This window comes from Nocardioides sp. (assembly GCF_036274455.1).
Classification (GTDB): domain Bacteria; phylum Actinomycetota; class Actinomycetes; order Propionibacteriales; family Nocardioidaceae; genus Nocardioides.
Genome location: NZ_DASUFR010000014.1, coordinates 14,889 through 37,490, shown reverse-complemented (window position 1 = coordinate 37,490; position 22,602 = coordinate 14,889). Strand labels below are relative to the sequence as shown.

19 protein-coding genes, 1 other RNA gene and 1 pseudogene are annotated in these 22,602 nt (G+C 69.6%); 8 read left to right on the top strand and 13 right to left on the bottom strand.

The genetic code is table 11. The features are described from left to right. Positions 1–40 precede the first annotated feature (40 nt). Positions 41–1,066 carry a hypothetical protein gene (locus tag VFV89_RS01310; protein ID WP_329704082.1) on the bottom strand — a complete coding sequence of 342 codons (1,026 nt, stop codon included), beginning with the start codon at positions 1,064–1,066 and terminating at the stop codon, positions 41–43. Between the two features lie 233 nt (positions 1,067–1,299). Here VFV89_RS01310 and VFV89_RS01305 point away from each other — a divergent pair, with 233 nt between their 5' ends. Beyond that, a complete protein-coding gene (locus tag VFV89_RS01305) occupies positions 1,300–2,469 on the top strand; it encodes a PQQ-dependent sugar dehydrogenase (protein ID WP_329704081.1) in 1,170 nt (389 codons plus the stop codon). A 3-nt stretch (positions 2,470–2,472) separates the two neighbouring features. Here the strand turns inward: VFV89_RS01305 and VFV89_RS01300 are convergent, their stop codons facing one another. The 3 genes from VFV89_RS01300 to VFV89_RS01290 are packed head-to-tail and all read right to left on the bottom strand — an operon-like array spanning position 2,473 to position 3,103. Next, positions 2,473–2,742: a hypothetical protein gene (locus VFV89_RS01300; RefSeq protein ID WP_329704080.1), complete on the bottom strand. Its 270-nt coding sequence runs from the start codon at positions 2,740–2,742 to the stop codon at positions 2,473–2,475. A gap of 11 nt (positions 2,743–2,753) precedes the next feature. Continuing rightward, positions 2,754–2,933 (bottom strand): hypothetical protein, encoded by a 180-nt coding sequence (locus VFV89_RS01295; RefSeq protein ID WP_329704079.1) that lies wholly within the window; start codon positions 2,931–2,933, stop codon positions 2,754–2,756. Further along, positions 2,930–3,103 carry a hypothetical protein gene (locus VFV89_RS01290; RefSeq protein WP_329704078.1) on the bottom strand — a complete coding sequence of 58 codons (174 nt, stop codon included), beginning with the start codon at positions 3,101–3,103 and terminating at the stop codon, positions 2,930–2,932. Before VFV89_RS01290 ends, VFV89_RS01295 begins: the two co-directional genes overlap by 4 nt. Positions 3,104–3,171: 68 nt before the next feature. On the opposite strand from VFV89_RS01290, the gene rnpB reads away from it, so the two are divergent. The 3 genes from rnpB (at position 3,172) to VFV89_RS01275 (ending at position 6,209) form a co-directional block, all read left to right on the top strand. Continuing rightward, positions 3,172–3,584, top strand: an RNA gene (rnpB, locus tag VFV89_RS01285) — RNase P RNA component class A. A gap of 717 nt (positions 3,585–4,301) precedes the next feature. Beyond that, positions 4,302–4,937, top strand: coding sequence for an IS110 family transposase (locus tag VFV89_RS01280; protein ID WP_329704077.1), 636 nt, complete (start codon positions 4,302–4,304; stop codon positions 4,935–4,937). 210 nt (positions 4,938–5,147) lie between these two features. After that, entirely contained in the window at positions 5,148–6,209 is a 1,062-nt protein-coding gene (locus VFV89_RS01275; RefSeq protein ID WP_329704090.1) for a DUF6081 family protein, read from the top strand. A gap of 315 nt (positions 6,210–6,524) precedes the next feature. Here VFV89_RS01275 and VFV89_RS01270 read toward each other — a convergent pair. The 5 genes and pseudogenes from VFV89_RS01270 to VFV89_RS01250 all read right to left on the bottom strand — a co-directional run. Further along, positions 6,525–6,644: pseudogene (locus VFV89_RS01270) on the bottom strand (FAD-binding protein); the annotation flags it as partial. A 121-nt stretch (positions 6,645–6,765) separates the two neighbouring features. Next, positions 6,766–7,458: a DUF4386 domain-containing protein gene (locus VFV89_RS01265; protein ID WP_329704076.1), complete on the bottom strand. Its 693-nt coding sequence runs from the start codon at positions 7,456–7,458 to the stop codon at positions 6,766–6,768. Positions 7,459–7,468: 10 nt separating this feature from the next. Beyond that, positions 7,469–9,604, bottom strand: coding sequence for an MMPL family transporter (locus tag VFV89_RS01260; protein WP_329704075.1), 2,136 nt, complete (start codon positions 9,602–9,604; stop codon positions 7,469–7,471). Positions 9,605–9,810: 206 nt separating this feature from the next. Continuing rightward, on the bottom strand, positions 9,811–10,392 hold the full coding sequence (locus tag VFV89_RS01255) for a hypothetical protein (RefSeq protein ID WP_329704074.1): 582 nt from the start codon (positions 10,390–10,392) through the stop codon (positions 9,811–9,813). A gap of 2 nt (positions 10,393–10,394) precedes the next feature. Next, positions 10,395–10,748, bottom strand: a complete 354-nt coding sequence (locus VFV89_RS01250) for a hypothetical protein (protein ID WP_329704073.1) — start codon at positions 10,746–10,748, stop codon at positions 10,395–10,397. Between the two features lie 82 nt (positions 10,749–10,830). Between VFV89_RS01250 and VFV89_RS01245 the strand changes: the two genes are divergently transcribed. Then, positions 10,831–13,890 (top strand): BTAD domain-containing putative transcriptional regulator, encoded by a 3,060-nt coding sequence (locus VFV89_RS01245; protein ID WP_329704072.1) that lies wholly within the window; start codon positions 10,831–10,833, stop codon positions 13,888–13,890. A 44-nt stretch (positions 13,891–13,934) separates the two neighbouring features. On the opposite strand, the gene VFV89_RS01240 is transcribed toward VFV89_RS01245, so the two are convergent. Continuing rightward, entirely contained in the window at positions 13,935–14,900 is a 966-nt protein-coding gene (locus tag VFV89_RS01240; RefSeq protein WP_329704071.1) for a DMT family transporter, read from the bottom strand. A 264-nt stretch (positions 14,901–15,164) separates the two neighbouring features. On the opposite strand from VFV89_RS01240, the gene VFV89_RS01235 reads away from it, so the two are divergent. Next, entirely contained in the window at positions 15,165–15,734 is a 570-nt protein-coding gene (locus VFV89_RS01235) for a dihydrofolate reductase family protein (RefSeq protein ID WP_329704070.1), read from the top strand. Between the two features lie 544 nt (positions 15,735–16,278). On the opposite strand, the gene VFV89_RS01230 is transcribed toward VFV89_RS01235, so the two are convergent. Continuing rightward, positions 16,279–16,941, bottom strand: coding sequence for a hypothetical protein (locus VFV89_RS01230; protein WP_329704069.1), 663 nt, complete (start codon positions 16,939–16,941; stop codon positions 16,279–16,281). A 190-nt stretch (positions 16,942–17,131) separates the two neighbouring features. Between VFV89_RS01230 and VFV89_RS01225 the strand changes: the two genes are divergently transcribed. After that, positions 17,132–18,388 carry an MFS transporter gene (locus VFV89_RS01225; protein ID WP_329704068.1) on the top strand — a complete coding sequence of 419 codons (1,257 nt, stop codon included), beginning with the start codon at positions 17,132–17,134 and terminating at the stop codon, positions 18,386–18,388. A 96-nt stretch (positions 18,389–18,484) separates the two neighbouring features. Beyond that, positions 18,485–18,964: a hypothetical protein gene (locus tag VFV89_RS01220; RefSeq protein WP_329704067.1), complete on the top strand. Its 480-nt coding sequence runs from the start codon at positions 18,485–18,487 to the stop codon at positions 18,962–18,964. A 14-nt stretch (positions 18,965–18,978) separates the two neighbouring features. On the opposite strand, the gene VFV89_RS01215 is transcribed toward VFV89_RS01220, so the two are convergent. Beyond that, the gene (locus tag VFV89_RS01215; protein WP_329704066.1) at positions 18,979–20,127 is read right to left on the bottom strand and encodes a DUF4185 domain-containing protein; all 1,149 of its coding nucleotides are present in this window, start codon (positions 20,125–20,127) and stop codon (positions 18,979–18,981) included. Between the two features lie 2 nt (positions 20,128–20,129). After that, a complete protein-coding gene (locus VFV89_RS01210) occupies positions 20,130–22,598 on the bottom strand; it encodes a cation-transporting P-type ATPase (RefSeq protein ID WP_329704065.1) in 2,469 nt (822 codons plus the stop codon). Positions 22,599–22,602: the final 4 nt, after the last annotated feature.

Here is a 22,602-nt window from a genome sequence, read left to right as displayed (position 1 = left end):
GCGCTTGGCATTGCTGGAGGTTCCAAATTAGCTCGACTGTCTACAGCTTCCTGAAGCTCGGGATCCGTCCAGGAGCGGGCCACGCAGTCAGCCGAGGATCTTCGGCACCAGGTGCCGAAGATGCTCCGCAGTTCGGGCCGCAGGGCGTCAGAGTCCCCGGCCACCCCTTCGCGGTGAGCACCTCGGACAAGGCCTTGGCCAGACGGCAGGGGTCCAACACGTGGATCCAGCCGGCCCGGACGGTGAGCCCGCCAGAGGTCATGGTGACGATGTCGCGTTCGAGGTCAGCCCACAGGTCGGCAGCTTCGCTGTGGCCGATCCGCCCGTCGAGCTCAACGGTCACGCCGAACTCGACGTAGTCGACGTCCCGATACGTGACCGACCGATCGACGTCGACGCGGCGTTGCCGATTCCCCGAGGGCAGTCCGTGGGCTCGTTCGACATCTTTGAGGTAGCGGTACTCGAGCACCGAGTGGACTCCGGACTGAACGTCAATGAGCACCATCATGAGGACTGCCCGGTGCCTGAGACGGGGACGCTCTGCCAACGCATCAAGGAGTCGACGGGGCGTGGTGCGTCCCTGCTGAACCGCATCGGCGAGCACTCCCACGCTCTTATCGAGACCGCGCTTGCGTGATGCGACACCGAGCAAGGCGTGCTCCAGCCGCTGGCGCGGCGGGTTGAGACCGGTCTGACACAAGGTGTGCGACCTGGCGTGCTGTCGAACCACGATCCCAAGCTGTCGTACTACCCGCCGATCCCGGTCGACCGCGACCTCGATGAGCGACCCCTCGTTGGGCTCGTAACCACGGACGTTCTGGATGGCCAGCGAAGACTCGCCGGCCATCGCGGCGGGCCAGTAGAAGAGCACGGCGGCCCATGCTCGCTGCCGCCAGGTCGGCGGACCCGTGTGCTCGACATAGACGCCAGGATGAATGCGCGCCCACTCGCGCCGTCGAAGCTTCCGCTCGATGTCGACGTCGGTGAGGCCGACCCCCAGCGCCTGGCGACGAGCGATCACGCCGTCCTGGCCGCGCAAAAGCGCCTCTATCTCGGTATCTCCCATATCGGCATGACATCGTCAGCCGCCCTTGCTCCATGGACGATCTTGCTCAAGATGTGGAGAACTGCGTCTCGCCCATCGCTTGTTGATGGCATCGGGATCTGACGATGCTCGACAGTCGAGCAATTTCCGAACCGCACCGGAACCCGTGCGTCGTCCACATAGGACCTGTATCTGGGTCGGCACGCTGAGATCGGTACCGGGGTGCTCTCATCCGGCATCGGTACGTTGCGGGTATGCGTCTCCCCCGGTCGCTTCTCGTCGTCCTCGCCGTCTCGCTCGCCATGCCTGTCGCGTCGGTGACCGACCCGGCCCGGGCCGCGCACCGCGCGCAACCCCAGGCCGCCGAGCGCAAGCCGGTGCCCAAGCTCAAGGTCACCACGGTCGTCGGCAACCTCGACCACCCGTGGGACGTGAAGTCGCTGCCCGGCGGCACGCTCATCTTCACCCAGCGGGACCGCGCGACGCTGTCGGTGTTCAAGCACGGCAAGGTGAAGAAGGTGAGCTTCCCGAGCAGCAGCGTCTGGGTCTCCGGCGAGACCGGGCTGATGGGGCTCGAGGTCGACCCCGACTTCAAGCGCAACCACCGGATCTACACCTGCCAGGGCGGGTTCACCGGCAACGGTGGCCACGACGTGCACGTCACCGCGTGGACACTCGACAAGAAGCTGCGCACCGCGACGCTGGCCAAGGAGCTGGTCGGCGGCTTCCCGACCAGCTCGGGCAGGCACGGCGGCTGCCGGCTGATCGTGACCAGCGACGGGTCGCTGCTGGTCGGCACCGGCGACGCGGCGGAGGGCACCAACCCGGAGGACCTCGACTCGCTGGGCGGCAAGACGCTGCGGCTGGACCGGTTCACCGGCGCGCCGTGGCCGAGCAACCCGTACGCCGGGTCGTCCGGTCCGCGCGCGTACGTCCACACCTACGGCCACCGCAACGTCCAGGGCGTCACCGAGCGCGCCGACGGCTCGCTCTGGAGCATCGAGCAGGGCACCTACCGCGACGACGAGGTCAACAAGCTCGTCAACGGCGGCGACTACGGCTACAACCCGGTGCCCGGCTACAACGAGTCGGTGCCGATGACCGACCCGTCGCTGCCGGGCAAGCAGCTCAAGGCAAGGTGGCGCTCGGGCGACCCGACGGTGGCCACCAGCGGCGGCACGTTCTTCAACGGCGCGAAGTGGGGTGCGCTGAACGGCGCGATGGCGGTGGCCTGCCTCAAGGCCAGCCGGGTGCTGTTCCTGACCTTCGACGCGAAGGGCAAGCTGAAGAAGGTCCGCGCGCCGAAGGCGCTGCGGCAGTACGGCCGGATCCGCACGGTCTCCACGTCTCGGAACGGCGACCTGCTCGTCACCACCGACAACGGCGGCGGGAACGACGTGATCCTGCGGGTCAGCCCCAGCTAGCGCTCACGCGGTCCAGCCGAAGAGCGCCTCTCCCGCCGTCAGGACGACGAACCAGAGGGCCAGCGCGATCACCGGCAGGACCAGGGTGCGCGCGGGGTGTGGCGTCCACCAGCGCGTGGCGGCGAGGAAGAGCAGCACCCAGATCACCATGAGGAGCACCACGGCGTACCACGGGGCGAGCAGCCCGCTCACGGCGTACAGGAAGAAGCAGCCGGCCATCCCGATCATGGCCAGGAACGGCCACGGTGAGGCCTTGGGCCCCTGCTTGATCACCACCGGGCGGGCTAGTCCTCGAGCTCGTCGTTCCAGCGGGGGTCGTTGTCCCAGGCCTCGTTGCGCTCCTTGACCTTCTCGAGCGCCCGTGCCGCCTCCTCCTCGGTGTCGTAGGGGCCGAGCCGGTCCTTGTAGTCGCAGCCGTCCTGGCCCTCGACCGCGTGGTGGTTGAGGCAGTACCAGTAGCTCATGTCACCGAAAGATAGTCGCGGACCAGCGCCGCCGACTGCGGCGGCGGCTGCTTGTCGACGTTGCCGCCCTGGTCCTCGTCGTCCCCCTGCACGAGGACGATGACCCAGAAGATGGCGAGCACCACCAGCAACGCCCCGACCGTGACGATGAAGAACCAACGGCTGGGCATGAGTGGTAGGTACCCGCCCTCGTCGGCATGACGCAGGTCCCCTCGTTCGCCTACCCTTCAGGTGCGGATGGGCTGGCCGGGCGACCGCGTCACCACACCCTCGCGGTGCGGTGCCGAGGAAAGTCCGGGCTCCACAGGGCGAGGTGGTGGGCAACACCCACCCGGGGCAACCCGCGGGACAGTGCCACAGAGAACAGACCGCCGCTCCGGGCCTCGGTCCGGAGCGGCAAGGGTGAAACGGTGGTGCAAGAGACCACCAGCGACCCGGGTGACCGGGTCGGCTCGGCAAACCCCACCTGGAGCAAGGTCAAGAAGTCCGGTGCCTTCGGGCACCGGGCGCGCGTACGCCGAGGGCGGCCCGCCCGAGTACGCGGGTAGACCGCTGGAGGGTGCCAGCAACGGCACTCGTAGATGGATGGTCGCCGAACGGGAACCGCAAGGGACCCGGGAACAGAACCCGGCTTACAGGCCAGCCCGTCCGCACCACCCCTCTGATCTGCGACGATGCGTTCAGAGGGGGTCTATTGTCCGCGGCTCTCTTTCGGTCTGCGGCTCGCCGGTCACCGTGACGAGGCGTGGCTCAAGAGGGACTGCCCTGCTCGTAGTAGCAATGCCCACCTCGCCGTCCACATCGGAACGAGCACAGGCGGGAGCAGCACATGGTCAGCGCGTAGAGCAGGTGATCATCGGGGTCGATCCCCACAAGTTGTCGGCCACGATCGAGGTCGTCGACGAACGCGAGTAGCTGCCCTGGTCAGGTCGGTTCACCACCGACCGGGCCGGCTACGTGGCGATGAAGACCTACGCCCAGACCTGGCCGAACCGGTCTGGGCCGTCGAGGGAAGCAACGGCGCCGGCCGGCCACTGGTCCAGCGACTTCTGGAAGATGGCGAACAGGTCGTCGACGTCCAGCCAAGCTCGCCGCCCGAGTCCGGCTCTTCGACTCCGGCCACAACCGCAAGACCGATGCCCACGACGCGCATGCGGTCGCCGCAGTCGCGGTGCGCACCACGACGCTGCGGGTGCTGCAGCTCGACAGTGGGCTCGAGGCGCTGCGAATGCTCACCGACCGCCGCGAAGCCTTGACCAGGCGCGGGTCCAGACCGTCGACCGACTCCAGGCCCTGCTCGCAGAACTCCTGCCAGGACAGCGAAACGCGACATCACCACTGGTCAGGCCAAAGGCAATGCTGGCCAACGTGCGCCCCCGCGACATCGCCGGGAAGACCCGCCGGCGCAACGCCGCCGAACAGCTCGCCGAGCTGGTCGCAGTCGAGTCCAAGATCAAGAAGGCCACTGCCGAACTCAAAGCCATCGTCCTGGCCCGCGGCTCACGCGTGATGGGTCTCCACGGCGTCGGCCCCGTGGTCGCGGCCCGGGTCCTGGCCGACGTCGGCGACGTGGCCCGGTTCGCTGACCGCAACCGGTTCGCCTCCTGGACCGGCACCGCACCACTGGACGCATCCTCGGGGGAGCAGAACCGGCACCGGCTCTCACGGGCAGGGAACCGGCGGATGGACCACATGATCCACATCGCCGCGATCAGCCAGATCCGCCTCGACACCGACGGCCGGGCCTATTACCGGCGCAAGAGAGTCGAGGGCAAGAAACCCCTCGAAGCCATCCGGTGCCTCAAGCGCAGAATCTCCGACTCCATCTACCGCCAGCTCCTCGGCGACCTCCAGCTCGCCGCTGTCGAGGACGTTGGCACGGGCCAGGGAGGGCACTGCAGGGCGACTCAAGAATCCAGCGCGGTCGACCTTCCCCTGCTCATCGACACTTCGGATCGGCCACTTCCCGGACCCGCGGAGAAGACGCTACGCCGGACCGGTTGACCACAGAAGGGAGCCGGAAAGACGCATCCCGCTCAACGCGCGGAAGCCGCGATGTTCAAGGTGGCCCGACAGTGACATGGGTGAGTGCGGGTGGCCTGTCGAGATTCGGTGCATGACCCGACCGCCTCTGTCATCCCCCAACTGCGGCATGACCCCGGCTCATCGCCGGAGGAGAGTTCGAGCACTCGCGAACCCACCTGGGAGGACCCCATGCCCCACTCCAATACGATCCTCGGGACCAGGCGCATCGCAGTGCTCACGGCGGCGACACTCAGTGTGCTCGTTGCCGTTCTCGGGTCGCACGCTGCAGACGCGCAAGCACCCACCGCGCAGGCACCGGCCGCTCCGTCGTCGGGACAGCGGACGACGGTCGAGATCTACGACGACTTCGACAAGCCGCGGTACTCCCAAGCCGACTACGTGGCGAAGTGGGCCAACATCTACGGCCCCGGCGAGCTGGCCGCGGGCGGCACCAGCTCGTTCGCAAGGGGCGCGTTCAGCGTCTCCGCTGTACCGTTCAAGACCGCCAACGACGTCAGTGTGTTTGACCATCTGAAGTACATCGCGATCAGCACCAAGACCTTCCCGGTGCCCACCGACGGATCGGTGGAGATCAGCTCGACCATCAAGGCCTCCACGCCGGGAACCCAGCCCGGCCGGGTCATCCACGGCACATACACCGAGAGTGGTGCTCCCTATGCACAGCCGACACTCGAGGGGCAGCAGGCCGGTGTGGTCATGAACGTGATCGACTTCAGCACCGGGCAGCTCTTCGACTGGTTCGTCTCGGGGCATACCGCGTTCCCACTCATCGAGCGCCTGCCATCCAACGTGACAGGCAACGCTCAGTCCGGATCACCCGACTACGTCGGCACCGATAAGATGTACACCCAGATCATCAAGGAGATCCCGGCCTCACCCGGCGCCCACACCGTGAGCATCCGGTTCAGCCGCGCAGGCGGCGTCGGCTCTGTCGACTATTTCTTCGACGGCAAGAACGTCGCCCATGTCGACCACGTTGGCATCCCGCTCGACGTTCAGGGCGTTCCCTTCACAGGCACCTACCCCTCGCTGGGCGCCGGGGAGGAGCTGGGCTCCAAGATCGACAGCCTCGCGATCGGCCACGGACTGTTCAGTCTGCTCGACGCGTTCCCGTTCCAGCACCCGGACGCACCTGCACTCTCCGTCAGCATCCCTCCCAGCGAGCGGCTCTTCGGCCAAGGCGCCACCGGCACCTTCGACGACTTCAAGGTCAAGACCGTCAGCCGCTAGATGTACTCGGTCAGGACGTTGGTAGCTGGCGTGGCGGCTTGAACGAATGAGAACCCCCGGGTGGGGTGTGGCGTGTCTAAGGCCCACATCCACCCGGAGGTTCTCGTGTCCCACCGTAGTGCCCGCACCTCGTTCTATGGCCACCTGCCGCCTCGGGTCGTACCGGGGTGATCCCGGCGACGGTGCCCCCTCGAGCAGGTGGCCTCCGTAGCCGGCCATCTCCTCGCGCCCGACCGCCAGCAGCTCGCCCGGCGGCAGGCCGTCGCGGGAGAGGAAGCCGTGCATGTGCGCGGCGGGCGCGGTGCGGGGCTCGCCGGCGTCGATCACCACGACCCTGTAGCGCGCCGGCTCAGGACCAATGGTGGCGGACAGACCGGCAGCGCCTCCGCCAATCACAGCCACGTCGTACTCGTTCACGTCGACCAGCGTCGCCATTCGATGCCATTGCGACAACACGCGTTGCCGTTTTCGGGAATCGAGCGCTGTCATGGCGCCGTCATGGCCCAGCAACCCGCGCGCGGTCCCGACCTGCCCCTGTTGGCCCCGGACCGCGAGGTCATACCAACACCGCGATGCCACCGGCGATCAGCCAGGCGCTCCATGCGACGTACGAGAGAGGCGTGAGCGTGGCCGCGAGCTTCCAACCGTAGCGCTCCGCGGGGCCGACGAACTCCAGGGCGCACACAGTCAGGAGTGCGCCGATCACGATCCCTGGGAGCCCCAGCCATGCCGGGACTGCGGTGGACTGGGTGAACGCGACGCCGACCATGATCGTCCAGGTCCCGGTCAGCAGGTAGCCGAGGTGCTCGCCGACGCCGACGCCCAGGTAGCGGTTGAAGGACTGGAAGACGACGTTGACTGCCTCGCGCCGGGCCGGGCTCGCGTCGGGATCGGCGTCGATCCGGGCGAGCTCAGGCACCAGGAACGGCCAGCGCACCAGCCCGAGGAACTGCACCAGAGCGGCGAGGACGCCGATCGTCGCACCCACCTCCACGAGCGACGCGCCCGCGCCAGGGAGCGCCAGGGCGAGCAACACCGAGAGTGGCGCCAACGCGACCGCGGTGAGGGTGAAGACCCACCACCACAGCACCAGCCGGGTGCCGCCCTCGCGGAACTTGGCCAGGACCTCGTCGGTAGGGCGACGAAGGACGTCTGGATAGTCGAACATCGCGGCCAGCGCAGCGAAGGCCGTGTTGAAGAGCACTGGCAGGACCAGCATCAGTACGCCGGCTGCGACGTTCGAGCTCATCGATGACTCCTCAGGCCTGGACCGACGTCGGGACGAGCTGTGGCGCCGCCGCCGGAGTCTCGGCTGCCGGGGCCGGATCGCCCTCGACGTGCAGCTCGGGCAGCCATTCGAGCCACTTGGGCAGGTACCAGTTCCAGTCGCCCAGCACCGTCATCACCGCGGGAACGACGACCATGCGGATGAGCGTCGCGTCCACGAGCAGCGCGATGGCCACACCGAAGCCCATCTGTTGGAACATCACCAGTTGCCCAGAGGCGAAGCTCGCGAAGACCACCACGATGATCAGCGCGGCTCCGGTGATGATGCGGCCCGTCGCGGCAATGCCGTGTACGACGGCGTCGCGGGTGTCACCCGTCTGTGCGTAGCGCTCGCGGATGCGGCTCAGGAGGAAGACGTGGTAGTCCATCGAGAGCGCGAACAGGACCGAGAACAGGAAGACCGGCACCCACGCCTCGACTCGCTCAACTTGCTGCAATCCGAGCAGGTCGGCCGCGACGCCGTTCTGGAACACCAGGACGAGCAGGCCGTAGGCCGAGCCCACCGACAGCAGGTTGAGGACGACCGCGGTCGCTGAGAGCACCAGCGAGCGGAACACAAGGGTGAGGAGGATGAAGCTCAGGCCGAGGACGAAGGTCAGCACGATCGGCAGCCACTTGTTGATCACGCCCGAGTAGTCGGTGTCTTCGGCGGTGGTTCCACCGACCAGGACCTCGGCATGAGTGCCGTCGAACGCCGCCGGCACGAGGTCGGTACGGAGGCGTTCGAGGCCGTTCCTGGCGCTGGAGCTGTTGGGGTCGCCGACAAGTGGGACGTTGATCAGGGCCACCGTGCCGTTCGGGGCGAGCTGACGTGTGGGTGCGCCGAAGTCGGGGTCGTCGGTGACGGACGCCTCGAAGGTCAACATGGCCGCTTCGACGGCGACGGATCCCACGTCGCCCGAGATGACCACCTTCGCCGGGTCCGCCGTGAGGTGCGGGAAGCTTCGATCCAAGGCCAGGGCGCCGGCCTTTGAGAACGCGGAGTCGGGTAGCGAGCTCACGCCCGCGCTGCCGGTGTGCAGTCCGAGGACAGGGGCCGTCGCAGCCAACAGGATGATCAGTCCAGCGCTCAGGGTCGCGACCGGGTGGCGTACGACGGCGTTGACTGTGCGGGTCCAGAACGGGCTCTCCGCTGAGTGCTCGCGGCCGAAGAGTGGCAGCCTCAACGCGTTGACCCGGTCACCGAGCAACGAGAGCAGGGCGGGGAGCAAGGTCAGGGACGCCGCCATAGTGATCAGCCCGACGATGATCGCACCTAGAGCCAGGCTGCGCAGGATGGTGTCCGGCACGAGCAGCAGGCCGGAGAGGGCCACCACGAAGGAGCTGCCGCTGAACAGGACCGCCTTGCCGCTGGTGCCTCCGGTCGCGACGATGGCGGAAAGCTTGTCCTTGTCGGCCGATCGCTCCTCGCGGTAGCGGGACAGCACGAACAGGCTGTAGTCGATGCCGAGGGCGAGGCCCATCGCCGTGATCATGTTGACGATGAAGAACGACAGCGACGTGACCTGGCCGAGCACCGCGGTGCTGGCGACGGCCACGACGATCGAGATGATGGCGATGGTCATCGGCAGGAACGCGGCGATCAGAGCGCCGAACACGAGCACCAGGACGACCATCGCCGCGGGGAGACCGAACTGCAGCTCACCCTTTTCCAGGTCGGAGGAGGAGAGTTCCTGGAAGTCGTGGTCGAGGGTGTAGGTGCCGGTCATGTCGACGTCGAAGGCGTCGTCGACGTCGGACGCGGCGACTTCGCCGAGCAGTGCTTCGATCCCCGTGTCCGGGTCGGAGCCGAGGGTGAGTGTGACCAGGGCCGCGTGATCGTCCTCCGAGATCGCGGTGGGGTCGCCGGCGTACGGGTCGCCGACGGTGTGGGTGGTGCCGGTCTGCTGGAGCGAGGACCGCACCTCGGCGACGAACTGCCTGAAGGCCCGGTCATCGGTGGTGTGTCGGTCCGAGCGGATGACGACCGCCTCGTCGAAGCTGCCGGCGTCCGGGAAGTTGTCGGCGAGCACTTCGCTTGCCCGCATCGACTCGGGATGGGTGGTGATGCTGGCGTCGGAGTTGAGTGCCGACCCGAGCAGCCCTGCGATGGCCACCGCCGAGGCCACCAGGACCAACCCCCAGGAGACGACGATCCGCCACGGGTGAACCGCCGATGCGCGTGCCAGTCGTCGGGTGATCGACGCGTCGTCTGCTCGCCCCGCGCGCGAGCTAGGAGCTTTCGTAGGTTGCATGGACATGGCACTTGCCTCTCGTGCTTGCTGGGGACGGGCGGGTCGGTTGCCTAGCCGGGGCCGGCCAGGACGTGCGGGACTCAGCGCGTGCGCGCGTCGCTGCGTCGGAGGACAAATGGAAGGACGAGGGTGAGGAGTGCAACGACCAGGGCGCCACTGGCGCCGAAGACGGTGAACTGTTCGTCGACCCCGATACCGGCAGAGGTGGTCACGGTCCAGCCCGCTGCCCACACGACCGCGAGGAAGAATGGCCAGGCCAACACCGGGATACCACGCGTCGGTCGCAGCACGACCGCTTGGGCGGCTCCGACGAAGAACCCGCAGATGGCCCCCTGGATCACCAGTGCGGACAGCGTGGTGTCGTAGTCGACGGTCGTCGCACCCAGTCCGAGGCCGGCCATCAGCCCGACGGACGTGGCTGCCGACCACTGCGCGAAGAACCGTCCGTCGCGGGCCAATCCCCAGGCTTGGACGGCGCCCAGGATGGCGCCGGTGACCAGACCGCCCAGGAGCGCGGGCGCCAGACTGTCGACTGGTCCGAGGACCAGCCACGCGACGAATCCACCGAGCGGGTAGCCGAGGAAGGTGACCAGCCACCTGATGAGGTCTCGTGGGAGTGAGTGGCGCGCAGTCGGGGCGGACGTGGTCTGAACAGCGGGCATGGCTACTCCTCGTTTCGTTGACGGGCCGCAGGTGCGGCTGGGGTGTGCTGGGCGGCGATCCAGGCGACAAGGACGTTGTCGGGGTGATCGGTGAGGTGGTCGCGGACGAGGACGTCAAGGAGGTCCACGTCGTCCCTCAGGTGTGCGGTGACGATGGCCACCAGCTGGCGATCCCGGGTCTTGGTGGCGCTCGCCGCGGCCCGGGTGAGCAAGGGGTCGGGGGCGTCGCTGACAAGTGCGGCGGCCACAAGCAGGGCCGGGGAGTCATCACTCGTGGAGCGCTCGAGGATGTCCGCAGCGGCCTGGCGGTCGCCGCCCACCAGCCGGTGGACCAGATTCTCAACGTCATCGGGCATGGGCCGACTGTGGCCCGAGGCGCTGACGATGCGCTGACGCCAGCCTGACTCCGCACCCACCGGACGGGCATACCCTCGGTTGGTGTTCACGATCGCGGTGCTCGGACCCCTCGAGGTCACCCGCGACGGCCGCCGGGTGGAGGTGCCCACCGGCAAGACGTCGGAGCTGTTGGTGCGTCTCGCGCTCGAAGCGGGCGCACCGGTACGTGCGGACCAGCTCCTCGACGAACTCTGGACGGCTGAAGACGGTCCCGCCCGGCGCAACACCTTGCAGTCGAAGGTCGCGATGCTCCGAAGAGCACTCGGTGACCCCGACCTGGTCAGAAGCCGCGACGGCGGGTATGCCCTCGCGGTCGATCGGTCGACCGTCGATGCGCTGGTGGCGCTCGACCTCACCGCCTCTGCAGCGGCTCTGCTAGACGCCGGCGATGTCCGTGCGGCCGCGGACCTATGTGTGTCCGCGTTGGCACGGTTTCGCGGAGAGGTGCTGCCGGCCGCCGGTGCCGGCGACTGGGGCGACCCCCATCGGACGCAGCTCGAGGAGACCCGCACGCAGCTCGTCGAGATGCTGTACGCGGCGCGGTTGCGGCTCGGCGACGCACCCAGCGACCTGATCGGCCCGCTGGAAACGGAGGTGAAGACCTACCCGTTCCAGGAGGGGCTGTGGGAGCTCCTCATCACGGCGCTGTACCGGGCCGGTCGCCAGGCGGATGCGCTGGCGACGTATCAGACGATCAGGACCACCCTGGCCGAAGAGCTCGGTATCGATCCGCGGCCGCAGCTGCGGCAGCTCGAGCAGCTGATCCTCACCCAAGACCCTTCCCTCGAGGCCGCTGAGGGCGGCCTCGCACCGGCCCGGGTCGCCGCAGCGGCCGGAAACCTGCCGTCGATGTCGGTGGAGCTGGTCGGCCGCGCGGACGACGTTGCCGCCCTGTCGGAACTGCTCGGCAGCCGACGACTCGTCGAGGTCGTGGGGCCGGGGGGCATCGGGAAGACCGCGGTCGCGATCGAGGTCGGCCGCGGGCTCGGCCTGTCGACCGCAGTCGGGAGCAGCGGCGTCTGGTTGGCGCGACTCGAGTCAGCGGCCACCCCTGACGAGGTGGTCGACGTGCTGGTCGGCGCGGTCAAGGGACCCGGGGGCGAGGACGCGCTCTTCGAACGGCTGAGGCGCACGTCGGCCGTCGTGATCCTGGACAACTGCGAGCACGTGCTCGACGGGGCGGCGGCCCTGGCAGTGCGCCTGCTCGATGCTGCTCCGGCGCTACGGGTCCTGTGCACGAGCCAGGTACCCCTGGGCGTCGAAGGAGAGGTCGTCTTCGACCTCGAGCCGCTACAGCTCTCTGACGCGGTCGAGCTGTTCACCCGGCGCGCCGCCGCTCAGCGGCTGCCTCGCACATCGGGGGACGACGATCCCGTCTCCGAGCTGTGTCGGTCCCTCGACGGTCTTCCACTGGCGATCGAGCTCGCTGCCGCGCGTACCAAGACGCTGTCCATCACGGAGATCACCCGTCGTCTGGATGACCGGTTCAGCGTGCTGAGCGACCCGACCAGCCGGAGGCCGGAACGCCGCCGCGCACTCAGGTCGACCATCGGCTGGAGCTACGACCTGTTGTTCCCCGACGACCAACGCGGTCTGTGGGCGCTGGCCACGTTCGCCGGGGGCGCTCCCCTGCCGGCGGTTGAGTTCGTCCTCGAGGCTCTCGACGTGCCGGCCGCCGCGGCGATCGACGTCGTCGGACGCCTGGTCAGCCGTTCCCTGGTCATCGTCGACGACGATGCCGGCTCGGTTCGCTACCGGCTTCTCGACAGCATCCGTGCGTTCGCCCTCGAAGCCATGGATGAGGCCCAGATGTCCGAGCGAGCGCTCGAGGCGCACGCCACCTGGTTCGCCGGAGCCGCGAGCTCCAGCACGACAGGCGTGCGCAGCGCCAACCAGGCCGAGCATCTGGCCTTCGCCCGGTCCGAGCGGGCCAACATCGAGGCCGCGCTGTCCTGGTCGGCGTCTCATGATCCGACTGCCGGACTTCGCATCGCGAACGGCTTCGGCTGGGCATGGGTGGTCCAGGGCGACAGTCGTGGCGCACAGCGGATCCTGACCGCACTCGCCGCCGTCGATGACGACCCGCTCGCGGGTGACACGGCGAACGGCCTGCTGCTGGCAGCGTGGATCGAGGCCTCGACGGGCAGCCTCGAACGCGCCCGGGACCACGTGGCGGCGGCACAAGAGCTGGCCGACCAAATACAGGACGTCGACCTTCAGGCACGCTGTGCCTACTACTTGGCCTACGTCGTTTCGCACGATGGGGACTTCCGCCGGGCGATGGAGCTCACCGACCTCAGCCGCGCGCTCTACGAGGGGCTGGACCGCCCGTGGGACCGGGTGGCGAGTGGGCTCTTCGCCGCCCGGGCAGCGCTCTCGGCCGGTGAGCACGAGCGAAGCGTCGAAGCCGCCGCCGAGGTCGAGCGATGGCTGCAGGCGGTCGATGACCCATGGCTCCACGTTCGCGGCGAAGCGATGCTCGGTGAGCTGGCCCGACTCGAGCACCGCTTCCACGACGCTGTGCATCACATCGGGCTCGCAGCCGATAGGTCACGGCAACTCGGATTCCAGCAGACCGAGGCCTACCAGGTCATGAGCCTGGGCCGAGCGCAGTGTCTGGCCGGTGACCACGACGCCGCCTCGACCACGCTGCGCAGTGCGATCGACAAGGCCCAAGCCACTGGCGACGTGCGGCTGGCGGCACTCGCCCGGGTCCACTTGGGCCGCGTCCTGCGTACGCTCGGAAAGCGGTCGGAAGCACGCGCCCAGCTCACCGCAGCAACTTCCTGGCACCGCGATGCCGGAGGCGGCGAGGGGGCGGCGCTGGGGGCGTGTCTGCTGGCCGCCATGGATGCTGCAGAGCAGCGAGACGAAGAGTCCGTGAGCCGCCTGGAGGCGATCCTCGAGACAGCCCGGTCCGAAGGCGACGCCCCTGCCGAGGTCTTCGCACTCGATGCGCTGGCACGCCTTTCCGCTAGCAGGAGCGACCATGCGCTGGCCAAGGAGCTGTGCGAAACGGCAGATCGGCGGATGGCAGCGGCCGACCACCTGATCACAGAAGTCGACCGGGTCGATGCCGACTGGGTGCGACACGTGGCCTGAACGCCGTCGCGTGCTACTCGCCTCGGTCCTCCGTGCGGGAAGCGCTACGGAACAGCCCCCGCGGCCCCCACGACCGGGACCGTCACAGGCTCGAAGGTGGTGGCCCGACGGCTGCGCCCGCCGAGCTGGTTCAGCACCAGGAACGCCGCGAGCCCACTGATGACGATGGCGATGCCGACCGCCTGCGGCGGTCGCAGCGTCTCGCCCAGCAGCAGGAAGGACCACACCACGGCCAGGGCCGGCTGCACCACCGAGGCGATGCCGATCGTGCCGATCTGGATCGTCCTCTGCGCGAACACCATCAGCCCATGGGCGGCGAGCCCTGTGAGGAAGGTGAGGACGAGCGTGTAGGTCCACCCAACACTGCTCATACCGAACATGCCTCCGTCGGCGATGGCCAGGGGGAGCACAGCAACGGCTGCGATCGGACTGACCGTCCCCATGAAGGTCGCGACATCCATGTCTCGGCGGAAGTGTCGAGTCGAAACGACGTAACCCGTCCACAGCAGCATCGCCAGCGCGCCGAACACGTTGCCGCGCACCGACGCGTCTCCGATGGGTGGCGCGTTCAGCAGCACCATGACTGCGCCGCCGAAAGCCACCAACGCGAACACGAGCGCCCGCGGATGGATGTACTCCCCGAAGAGACGGGCTCCGATCGGCACGATCAGGAAGGGCGACAGCGAACCGATCAGGGCGGCGTTCGCCACGCTGTTGTGCGTCGCCCCGGCGAAGAAGGTCGCCAAGTTCAGCCCGAAGAAGACCCCAGGAACGAGGGCCTGGCGCACGTGCCGCAGGGTGACCCGTCGACCCGTGCTGATCAGGTAGGCGTTCCAGACGACACTGACGACCGCCATCCGCCAGAACGCGACGAGGACGCCCGGGGACTCCGCGCGCTTGACCAGCGTTGAACTCAGCGAGAAGGCGATCACCACGCCGACCACAGCCAGCGCGCCCCACGTCTTGGCGGGAAGCTTGCGCCGACGCCGCACCTCGGTGGGCGACGTCATGAGAGTCGCCGCAGCAACGGCGTGGCAGCGACGCGACGTCGTATCGCATGCGTTCGCATCGCCTCGTTGACCGCCTTCTCAGGCTCGGCTACACCAGACCGGCCCGAGGCACGTGGGGCTACAACCCTTCACACACCTTAGTCCCGTCGACAGCAGTCATCGTCACCCAGGTGCGCTCGGGCGCCGCTGAGAAATGGCGCCGGCAGCGGTCTGAGTACGGTCCGGTGAAGGCCGCGGTGCGCGCATCAAGGGAGAGCGAGCGAGATGAGACAACTTCGATACTCGATCAACGTCACACTCGACGGCTGCTGCCATCACGAGGGAGGGCTCGCCCCCGACGCGGAGTCGATGCGCTACTGGACCGCCGAGATGGAACGAGCCGGTGCCCTGCTGTTCGGCCGGGTGACTTACCAGATGATGGAGTCGGCGTGGCGGCGGCCTGCCACGGGCACGTGGCCCGACTGGATGGACGAGTGGGAGATCCCGTTCGCCGAGGCTATCGACGGGGCGAAGAAGTACGTCGTCTCGAGCACGCTGAACGAGGTCGACTGGAATGCCGAGCTGGTGCGGGGCGACCTCGGGCAAGCCGTTCAGCGGCTCAAGCAGGAGCCAGGCGAGGACCTGTTCGTGGGGGGCGTGACACTCCCCCTGGCGTTGGCAGACCTGGGACTGATCGACGAGTACGTGTTCCTCGTGCAGCCGGTCCTGGCCGGACACGGGCCGACGTTGCTCGCCGGTCTTCGCGAGCGCATCCAGCTCGAGCTCGTGGATCGCCGAGAGTTCCGGTCGGGGGCGGTCGCCGTGCGGTATCGGAGCACGCGTGTCACGGCTTGAGTGAGCTGTTCAGCGGCGTCAGCCAGCGTCGGAGGAAATGGAACCCGAACAGCCGGAAGTCTCGACATTCCAGGCGAATGTTCGTACCCTCTTGGTAATGGCCAAAAAGGGAGGTTGCCCATTACACAATTGAGGTTAGCACAATCCGCTCGGGAAATGCAAAGGCCATTCGAAGCCGAATGGCCGGTGCTCGCGCGATCGGCGCAACACCGCCGTTCTCCCGGACTCGACACCTCACCACCAATGAATCGAGCGCCGTTGAACCTGCTGCACGACAGCTTGACCCGGGCCGTGATCACCGCCCGACTCGAGGACGCCGACCAGCGTCGTCTCGGTCGCCGCTTGGCACGTGCCCGACGCATGTCCCGCAAGGCCGGCCGCGCCACGGCCCGCGCCCACCGCCTGAGCCAGCTCGCGGCCCAGGCGGAACGACGAGCTCGCCTCGCCCACACCCGCACTGCCTGACCAGCTCGCCTGACCGACCACGAGGGCGGCCCTCACCACGGTGAGGGCCGCCCGGCGGGGGTGGCCCTGCCGGGCCGGCTCACCGGACGGTCCGCGCATACCGCTCCGCGCGCGCCTTGACGCCTCGGAGCATGTCGCGCGACATGAGGAAGTCGGCCGGGACGACGGTGGCCCGGCTCCCGAGGGTGAGCCACCACGGCCGGGTGGTCCATCGGGAGCGGAAGTGGAACCGGGTCCGAGCGCCGACGTCGAGCGGGGTCAGCACGAAGGCCCAGGTCCAGTCGATGGCGGCGTGCGATCTCCAGCTCACCGGGAGGTGGCTGTCGGAACGCAGGACCAGGGCGCGCTCCTGCTCGAGCGCCACGACGGTGAAGCCGCACTCCGTCTCGGGCGGACCGTCCGGGACGAAGCTCCCGACAGTGAGGTCCTGCAGGTCCGGGTCGATGCGATCGGCACTGGGCCCGTTCGCCGGGAACAGCAGCCGGTCCACCCACCGGGCCGTGTACCACCCACCCCTCCCCCAGCCCATCTGGACCAGCCACGGCCAGACCGCAGCCGGCGGGGCGTCGATGGTCACGGCATGGTCGGTCTGCACGTCGGCACCCCGGATGAGCTCGTCCCCCGGCAGGTGCTGCGTGCGCTCGACGAGGGTCGACCCGTAGGTGCGGCCCAGCCGGATCAAGACCGTCTCGGCCAGGACGACCGCGGCTCCGCTCGCCAGGCACCGACGCCACCCGCGCATGCCGAACTCCCTCCGACGTGATCTGGAGGCTAGGCCGACCGGAGCAGGCGGACTGAGGGTTCGAGGTCACCTCCAGCGGGGACGAAGGTCCCTGTCCGGCCATGCGCTTCCTGCCCGACTCTGGTCCGACGGAGCGGTGAGGTCCGCCCGCAGACTGCGCGATGGCGCTGGAGGGAAACACACGATGGCCATGACCACGACCGGCGACAGCGCACGGACAGAGGCGGACGCACCCACCAGGTCGCCGTACCTCATGCTCGCCCTGGCCACCGTCGGGTTCGCCCTGAACTTCTGGGCCTGGGCGCTCCTGAGCCCGCTCGGCCCCCTCTTCCGGCAGAACGGGACCCTGGGCACGCTCAGCGAGTCCGACGTCGCGCTGATGGTCGCGGTGCCGGTCGTCGTGGGCTCGTTGGGCCGGATCGTCGTCGGCGCCCTCACCGACAGGTACGGCGGCCGGGTCATGTTCCCACTCGTGTCCGCGGCGACCATCGTGCCGGTCCTGTTCCTGGCCTTCTTCGCCCTCGACTCCTATGCCCTGATCCTGGTCGGCGGGTTCTTCCTCGGGATCGCCGGGACGGCGTTCGCGGTGGGCGTGCCGTTCGTCAACGCCTGGTTCCCACCAGAGCGGCGCGGCCTGGCGGTCGGCATCTTCGGCGCCGGCATGGGCGGCACCGCCATCAGTGCGCTCACCACCGTGAACCTCTACTCCGAGGTGGGCCACCGCGCTCCGTTCCTGATCACCGCGTTCGCGCTGGCGGTCTACACAGTCGTGTCGTGGCTCGTGCTGCGGGACGCGCCCGGTCGCAGCCTCCCCACGACCAGCCTGGTCACTCGGCTGGTCGCCAACGCCCGGCTCCCGATCACCTGGCAGGCCTGCGTCATGTACGCCGTGGCGTTCGGCGGCTACGTCGCGTTCTCGGTCTACCTCCCGGCCTACCTCAGGACCGAGTACGGCCTGACCCCGGGCGGGGCGGCGAACCGGATGGCCGGCTTCGTCGTCGTGGCCGTGCTCATGCGGCCCGTGGGCGGCTGGCTCTCCGACCGGCTCAGCCCGATCCCGGTCCTGGCCGGCGGCTTCGCGGTGGTCACCGTCGGGGCTGCGGTCGCAGCGACCCACCCGCCGGTCGATAGCCTCGGCGCTGCCGCGTTCCTCTCGATGGCGGCGGCGCTCGGCTGCGGCAGCGGCGCGACCTTCGCACTGGTCGCCCGGGTGACCGACCCGGCGCGGGTCGGCGGCGTCACCGGGCTGGTGGGCGCGGCCGGCGGGTTCGGTGGCTTCGTGCCGCCGCTGCTGATGGGCTACATCTACGGGCGCACCGACTCCTACGCGATCGGGCTGGGGCTGCTGTCGATCACCGCCGCGCTGACGCTGGTGCTCACGCTGACCGTCGTACGCCGCACCGCCCGGGACCACGACGAGGCCGAGGCGCGGGTGCGTCTCGGCTGACCCACTGAACCTCCGCGGATGCAGGGACCTTTGGTCCCGATCCGACCTGCCGGATGGCCCTGTGCCGAGCCCGGTCCGGGTCGCAGCCTTGACCACATGACCAGCACGCCTGCCCATCGTCGTACCGATGCCGTGGTCAGGGCATGGACCGACACCGTCTGGCCGGTCGTGGCGGGCGTGGTGGCGGCTGTGGGGCTCGTCGAGGTCGGGCGGCTGGTCGGCCCCCTCGCGGTCCTGCTCATCGTGGTCGGCCTGTGGCTCTTCATCGCCACCGTGACCTACGGCGCCGCGTCGGAGTCCGGGCTCCGGCTGCGTGCCGCCTCGCGGATCGGCCTCCTCAGCTCGGTGTCGGTGGTCGCCCTGCTCGGGATCACCAACCTCGCCCCGGCCGCCGGCTGGTTCGTCGCGCTGGGGGTCGGCGTCACCTCCCCGGCGCTCCTGGACCGGCTGGCCCCGCAGCTGCGAAGCGTCACGCGATGGACCTCCCGACGCTCGCCGTCGTCGCCTCCCGACCAGGCTGCGATCGACCAGACGTTCCAGGAGATCGTCTCCGACTGGAAGCGGGACACCGCCTGATCAAGGCGACGCAGTCAGTCCGGCAGCACCACCCGGATGAAGAAGGGCCGGTAGCGCTCCGGAGCCGCGCACACCAGACCGACGTCGAGGAAGTTGCGGCTGTAGGAGACGACGACCGTGCCGGGTTCCGGCAGCAGCTGCGGGTGGGCGAGCGGCATGTAGCGGAGCTCCCCCGTGGCCGGGTCGCACGGGAGCTCGGCCACGGGCTGGGGCGGCCCGAACGGACCCACGGGCGCGTCACCGGGCCAGACGACCACCTCGCTGCCCAGGAACTCGTCCTGCTTGCTCAGGACGTACCACCGTCCGTCCTGCGGCCAGACGCTGAGGGTCTGGGACACGCCGCCGTACTCCGAGATCAGAGCCATGGCGAGCGACGGGTCCGAGCGCCAGCCGCGTCCGTCCCAGTAGCGCCAGGACGACTGGTCGCCGACGCGCTCCGGGCGGACCCGCGCCACTCGAAGCGCGAAGCCGTGGACACCCTCGAGGTCACGGGTGGACGTGCCGTAGAGGTAGAGCCACCCGCCGTCGAGCGCAGCTGCCGCACCCCACGTGGGCGACTCCGGCGACGGGTCGTCCGCGCCGAGGTCGGTCGTGGTCAGGAGCTGGGGGGCGCCCGACCCGGCCATCCGGAACGTCGTCAGCGCCGGACCGAGGTTGACGAAGCCGAGCCCGCCCACCTCGTCGTGGGACAGCGACCTGACGCGTTGGTACATCGCGTGGACGACCGTCCCACCACCCAGCTGCAGCCTCCACGCGGACATCGGCCAGTAGCCGACGCCGTCGGCACGGTCGGGAACCATCGCCCCGCCGGCCGGCGGCATGACGACCTCTGCGCAGCCGTCCGCGACGAGGAGCATCGAGTTCCGGACGAAGTCGGGGCCCTCCGCGGACCTGCGCAGGGTGTCACCGAACAGCCAGATGCTCCGGCCCTCGCCCAGTCGTAGGTCGACTCCGACGTCCCCGCCGAGGAAGGCCGGGTCCCCGACCGCCGAGCCCACGAAGTCGTTGAGGTCCTCGACCGAGTCCAGAGGCCCGGTCGCCACGCAGCGTCCCAGGGCGCCTGCGCCGTCCGGTACGGCGCGAAGAGGCGCCTGGGCGGCCAGGCCACCGCAGACCAGGACCGCACTCGCGGCCAGGGCGAGCCAGGCGGGGATCCGGCCCATGGTCAGCGGCCCTCTGGAGCCGTCAGCTCACCCACTGCGGCCTTCGACCGGCGAGACAGCCTCACGACCAGTGCCGGCAGGGCGGAGAGGACCAGCGTGACGAGCAGGCCGTCGGCCCCGAGCGGGACCGTGCCGAGCAGCTCGCGGAGCCCCGGAACCGCGACACCGGCCAGCTGGAGGGTGGCCGCCAGCGCCACGGCCGCCTCGAGCCCGCGCTCGCGCCAGGCCGCCCAGGCGCCGGACCGCGGCGCACGCAGCGCGAGGGCCAACCAGAGCTGGGCCAGGCCGAGCGTGACGAAGACGGCGGTCCGGACGTCGCCACCGCTCAGGTCGGCCCAGCTCCCGGCCGCCAGGGACACCGCGGTCACCAGAGCCCCGGCGAAGACGATCTGCTTGACCAGCACCCGGTCGAGGACGCTCCGGCCAGGGGCCGGCGACGGCCGGCGCATCACGAGCGGGTCCAGCGGCTCGCCACCGAACGCCACCCCGGGCACGCCGTGCGTCATCAGGTTGATCCAGAGGATCATCCCGGGCGTCAGTGGCACCGGCAGACCGAGCAGCGGCGCGGCGAGCAGGACGGCGACCTCGGCCAGACCCCCGGCCAGTCCGTAGCGCAGGAAGGTGCGGATGTTGGTGTGGATGCGACGTCCCTCCGCGACGGCCTCCACGAGCGTGCTGAGGTCGTCGTCCACCAGCACCAGGTCGGCTGCCTGACGCGCCACCTCGGTCCCCCGCCCACCCATGGCGACCCCGATGTCCGCCCGGCGGAGGGCCGGCGCGTCGTTGATCCCGTCCCCGGTCATCGCCACGACCGCGCCGCGGGACTGCCAGGCGTCGACGATCGCGACCTTCTGCTCCGGCCGGATCCGCGCATAGACGTCGATCGACTCGACCTGTGCGACGTGCTCGCCACGATCGACGACATCGCCGTCGGCGACGTGGCCCTCGTCCAGGATGCCCAGCTCGGTCGCGACCGCCTCGGCGGTGGCCGCGTGGTCCCCGGTGACGAGCACCGGACGGATGCCGGCCGACCGGCACTGGCGGAGCACGTCGGCTGCGGCCGGGTGCGGCGGGTCGATCACCGCGACCAGACCGACCCACGTCCGGTTCTCGACGACGGCCAGGACCCGGAAGCCATCCGCCGCGAGCTCCGCCGTCCGGTCACGTGCCTCGTCGACGAGCTCCCCCGGTGGCAGCAGGTCCAGGACCTTCTCGGGCGCGCCCTTGACCACCTCGAGCGTGCGGCCCCCCGCATCCTCGTGGACCGTGCGTGCGTAGCCGAGCGCGCTGTCGAAGGAGGTCTCGTCCGTGCGAGCCCAGCCGCGGAGGGACTCCGGGGTCACCCCGCCCCGCCGGGCGGCCACGAGCAGTGCGACGTCGAAGGGATCGCCCACAGGACGCCACTCGTCCTCCATCGGCACCAGGCTGGCGTCGTTGCAGAGAGCGGCGTCGCGGAGGAGCCGGGCGGCCCCGGCCCGGGCGGCGGGGGTGCCCGTCAGCTCGCCGGCCATCCCGTACGCCGTACCGGACAGCTCGCACTCGCCGTCGGGCGTCCAGAGCCGGCGGGCGGTGAGGATGCCGGACGTGACGGTGCCGGTCTTGTCCGTGGCCAGGACCGTGACCGACCCCAGGGTCTCCACCGCCGGGAGGTGACGCACCACGGCATGCCGCCGGGCCATGCGGTAGGCGCCCAGGGCCAGCGAGATCGTCACGACCGCCGGCAGGGACTCGGGCACCGCCGCGACGCCGAGCGAGACCGCGAGGATCGCAGCCGCGGTGAGGGACTCGCCCTGCACGAGGGCCAGGACGCCGACGAGGAGACAGACCGCACCGGTGACCAGCACCAGCTGACGGGAGAGGCGTGAGAGGCGGAGCTGCAGCGGCGTCGGACGCGGCCGCCCGGAGACCAGCGCGCTGATCTGGCCGAGGGCACTGGCCGGGCCGGTGCGGACGACGGTGCCGACACAGCGACCACGGGTCAGGGCGGTGCCAGACAGGAGGTCCTGGCCGGCGCCGCGGGCCACGGGGACCGACTCGCCGGTCATCGCAGACTCGTCGACCTCGACGCCCGCGGTGTCCACCAGCCGCACGTCGGCCGGCACCACGTCCCCGGCGTCGAGCTGGACCAGGTCGCCAGGCACGAGCTCGGTCGCCGACAGCTCGGTCAGCCGGCCGTCTCGCCACGCTCGGGCGAGCGGTGCCGCCATCCTGGTGAGTGCATCGACGGCGTGCTGGGCCCGCACGTCCTGGGTCACCCCGATCGCGGTGTTGACGACGATCACCGTGGCGATGATGACGGCGTCCGGGTGGTCACTGACGGCGAGCACGAGGACCAGCGCGCCGCAGAGCAGCAGGATCATCGGGTCGCGCAGCTGGGTGAGGACCCGCCCCAGCAGGCTCGGCCCGCGGTCGCGCGGCAGCTCGTTGGGTCCGTGCTCGGCCAGCAGCCGGGTGGCTCGCGCCGTGCTCAAGCCC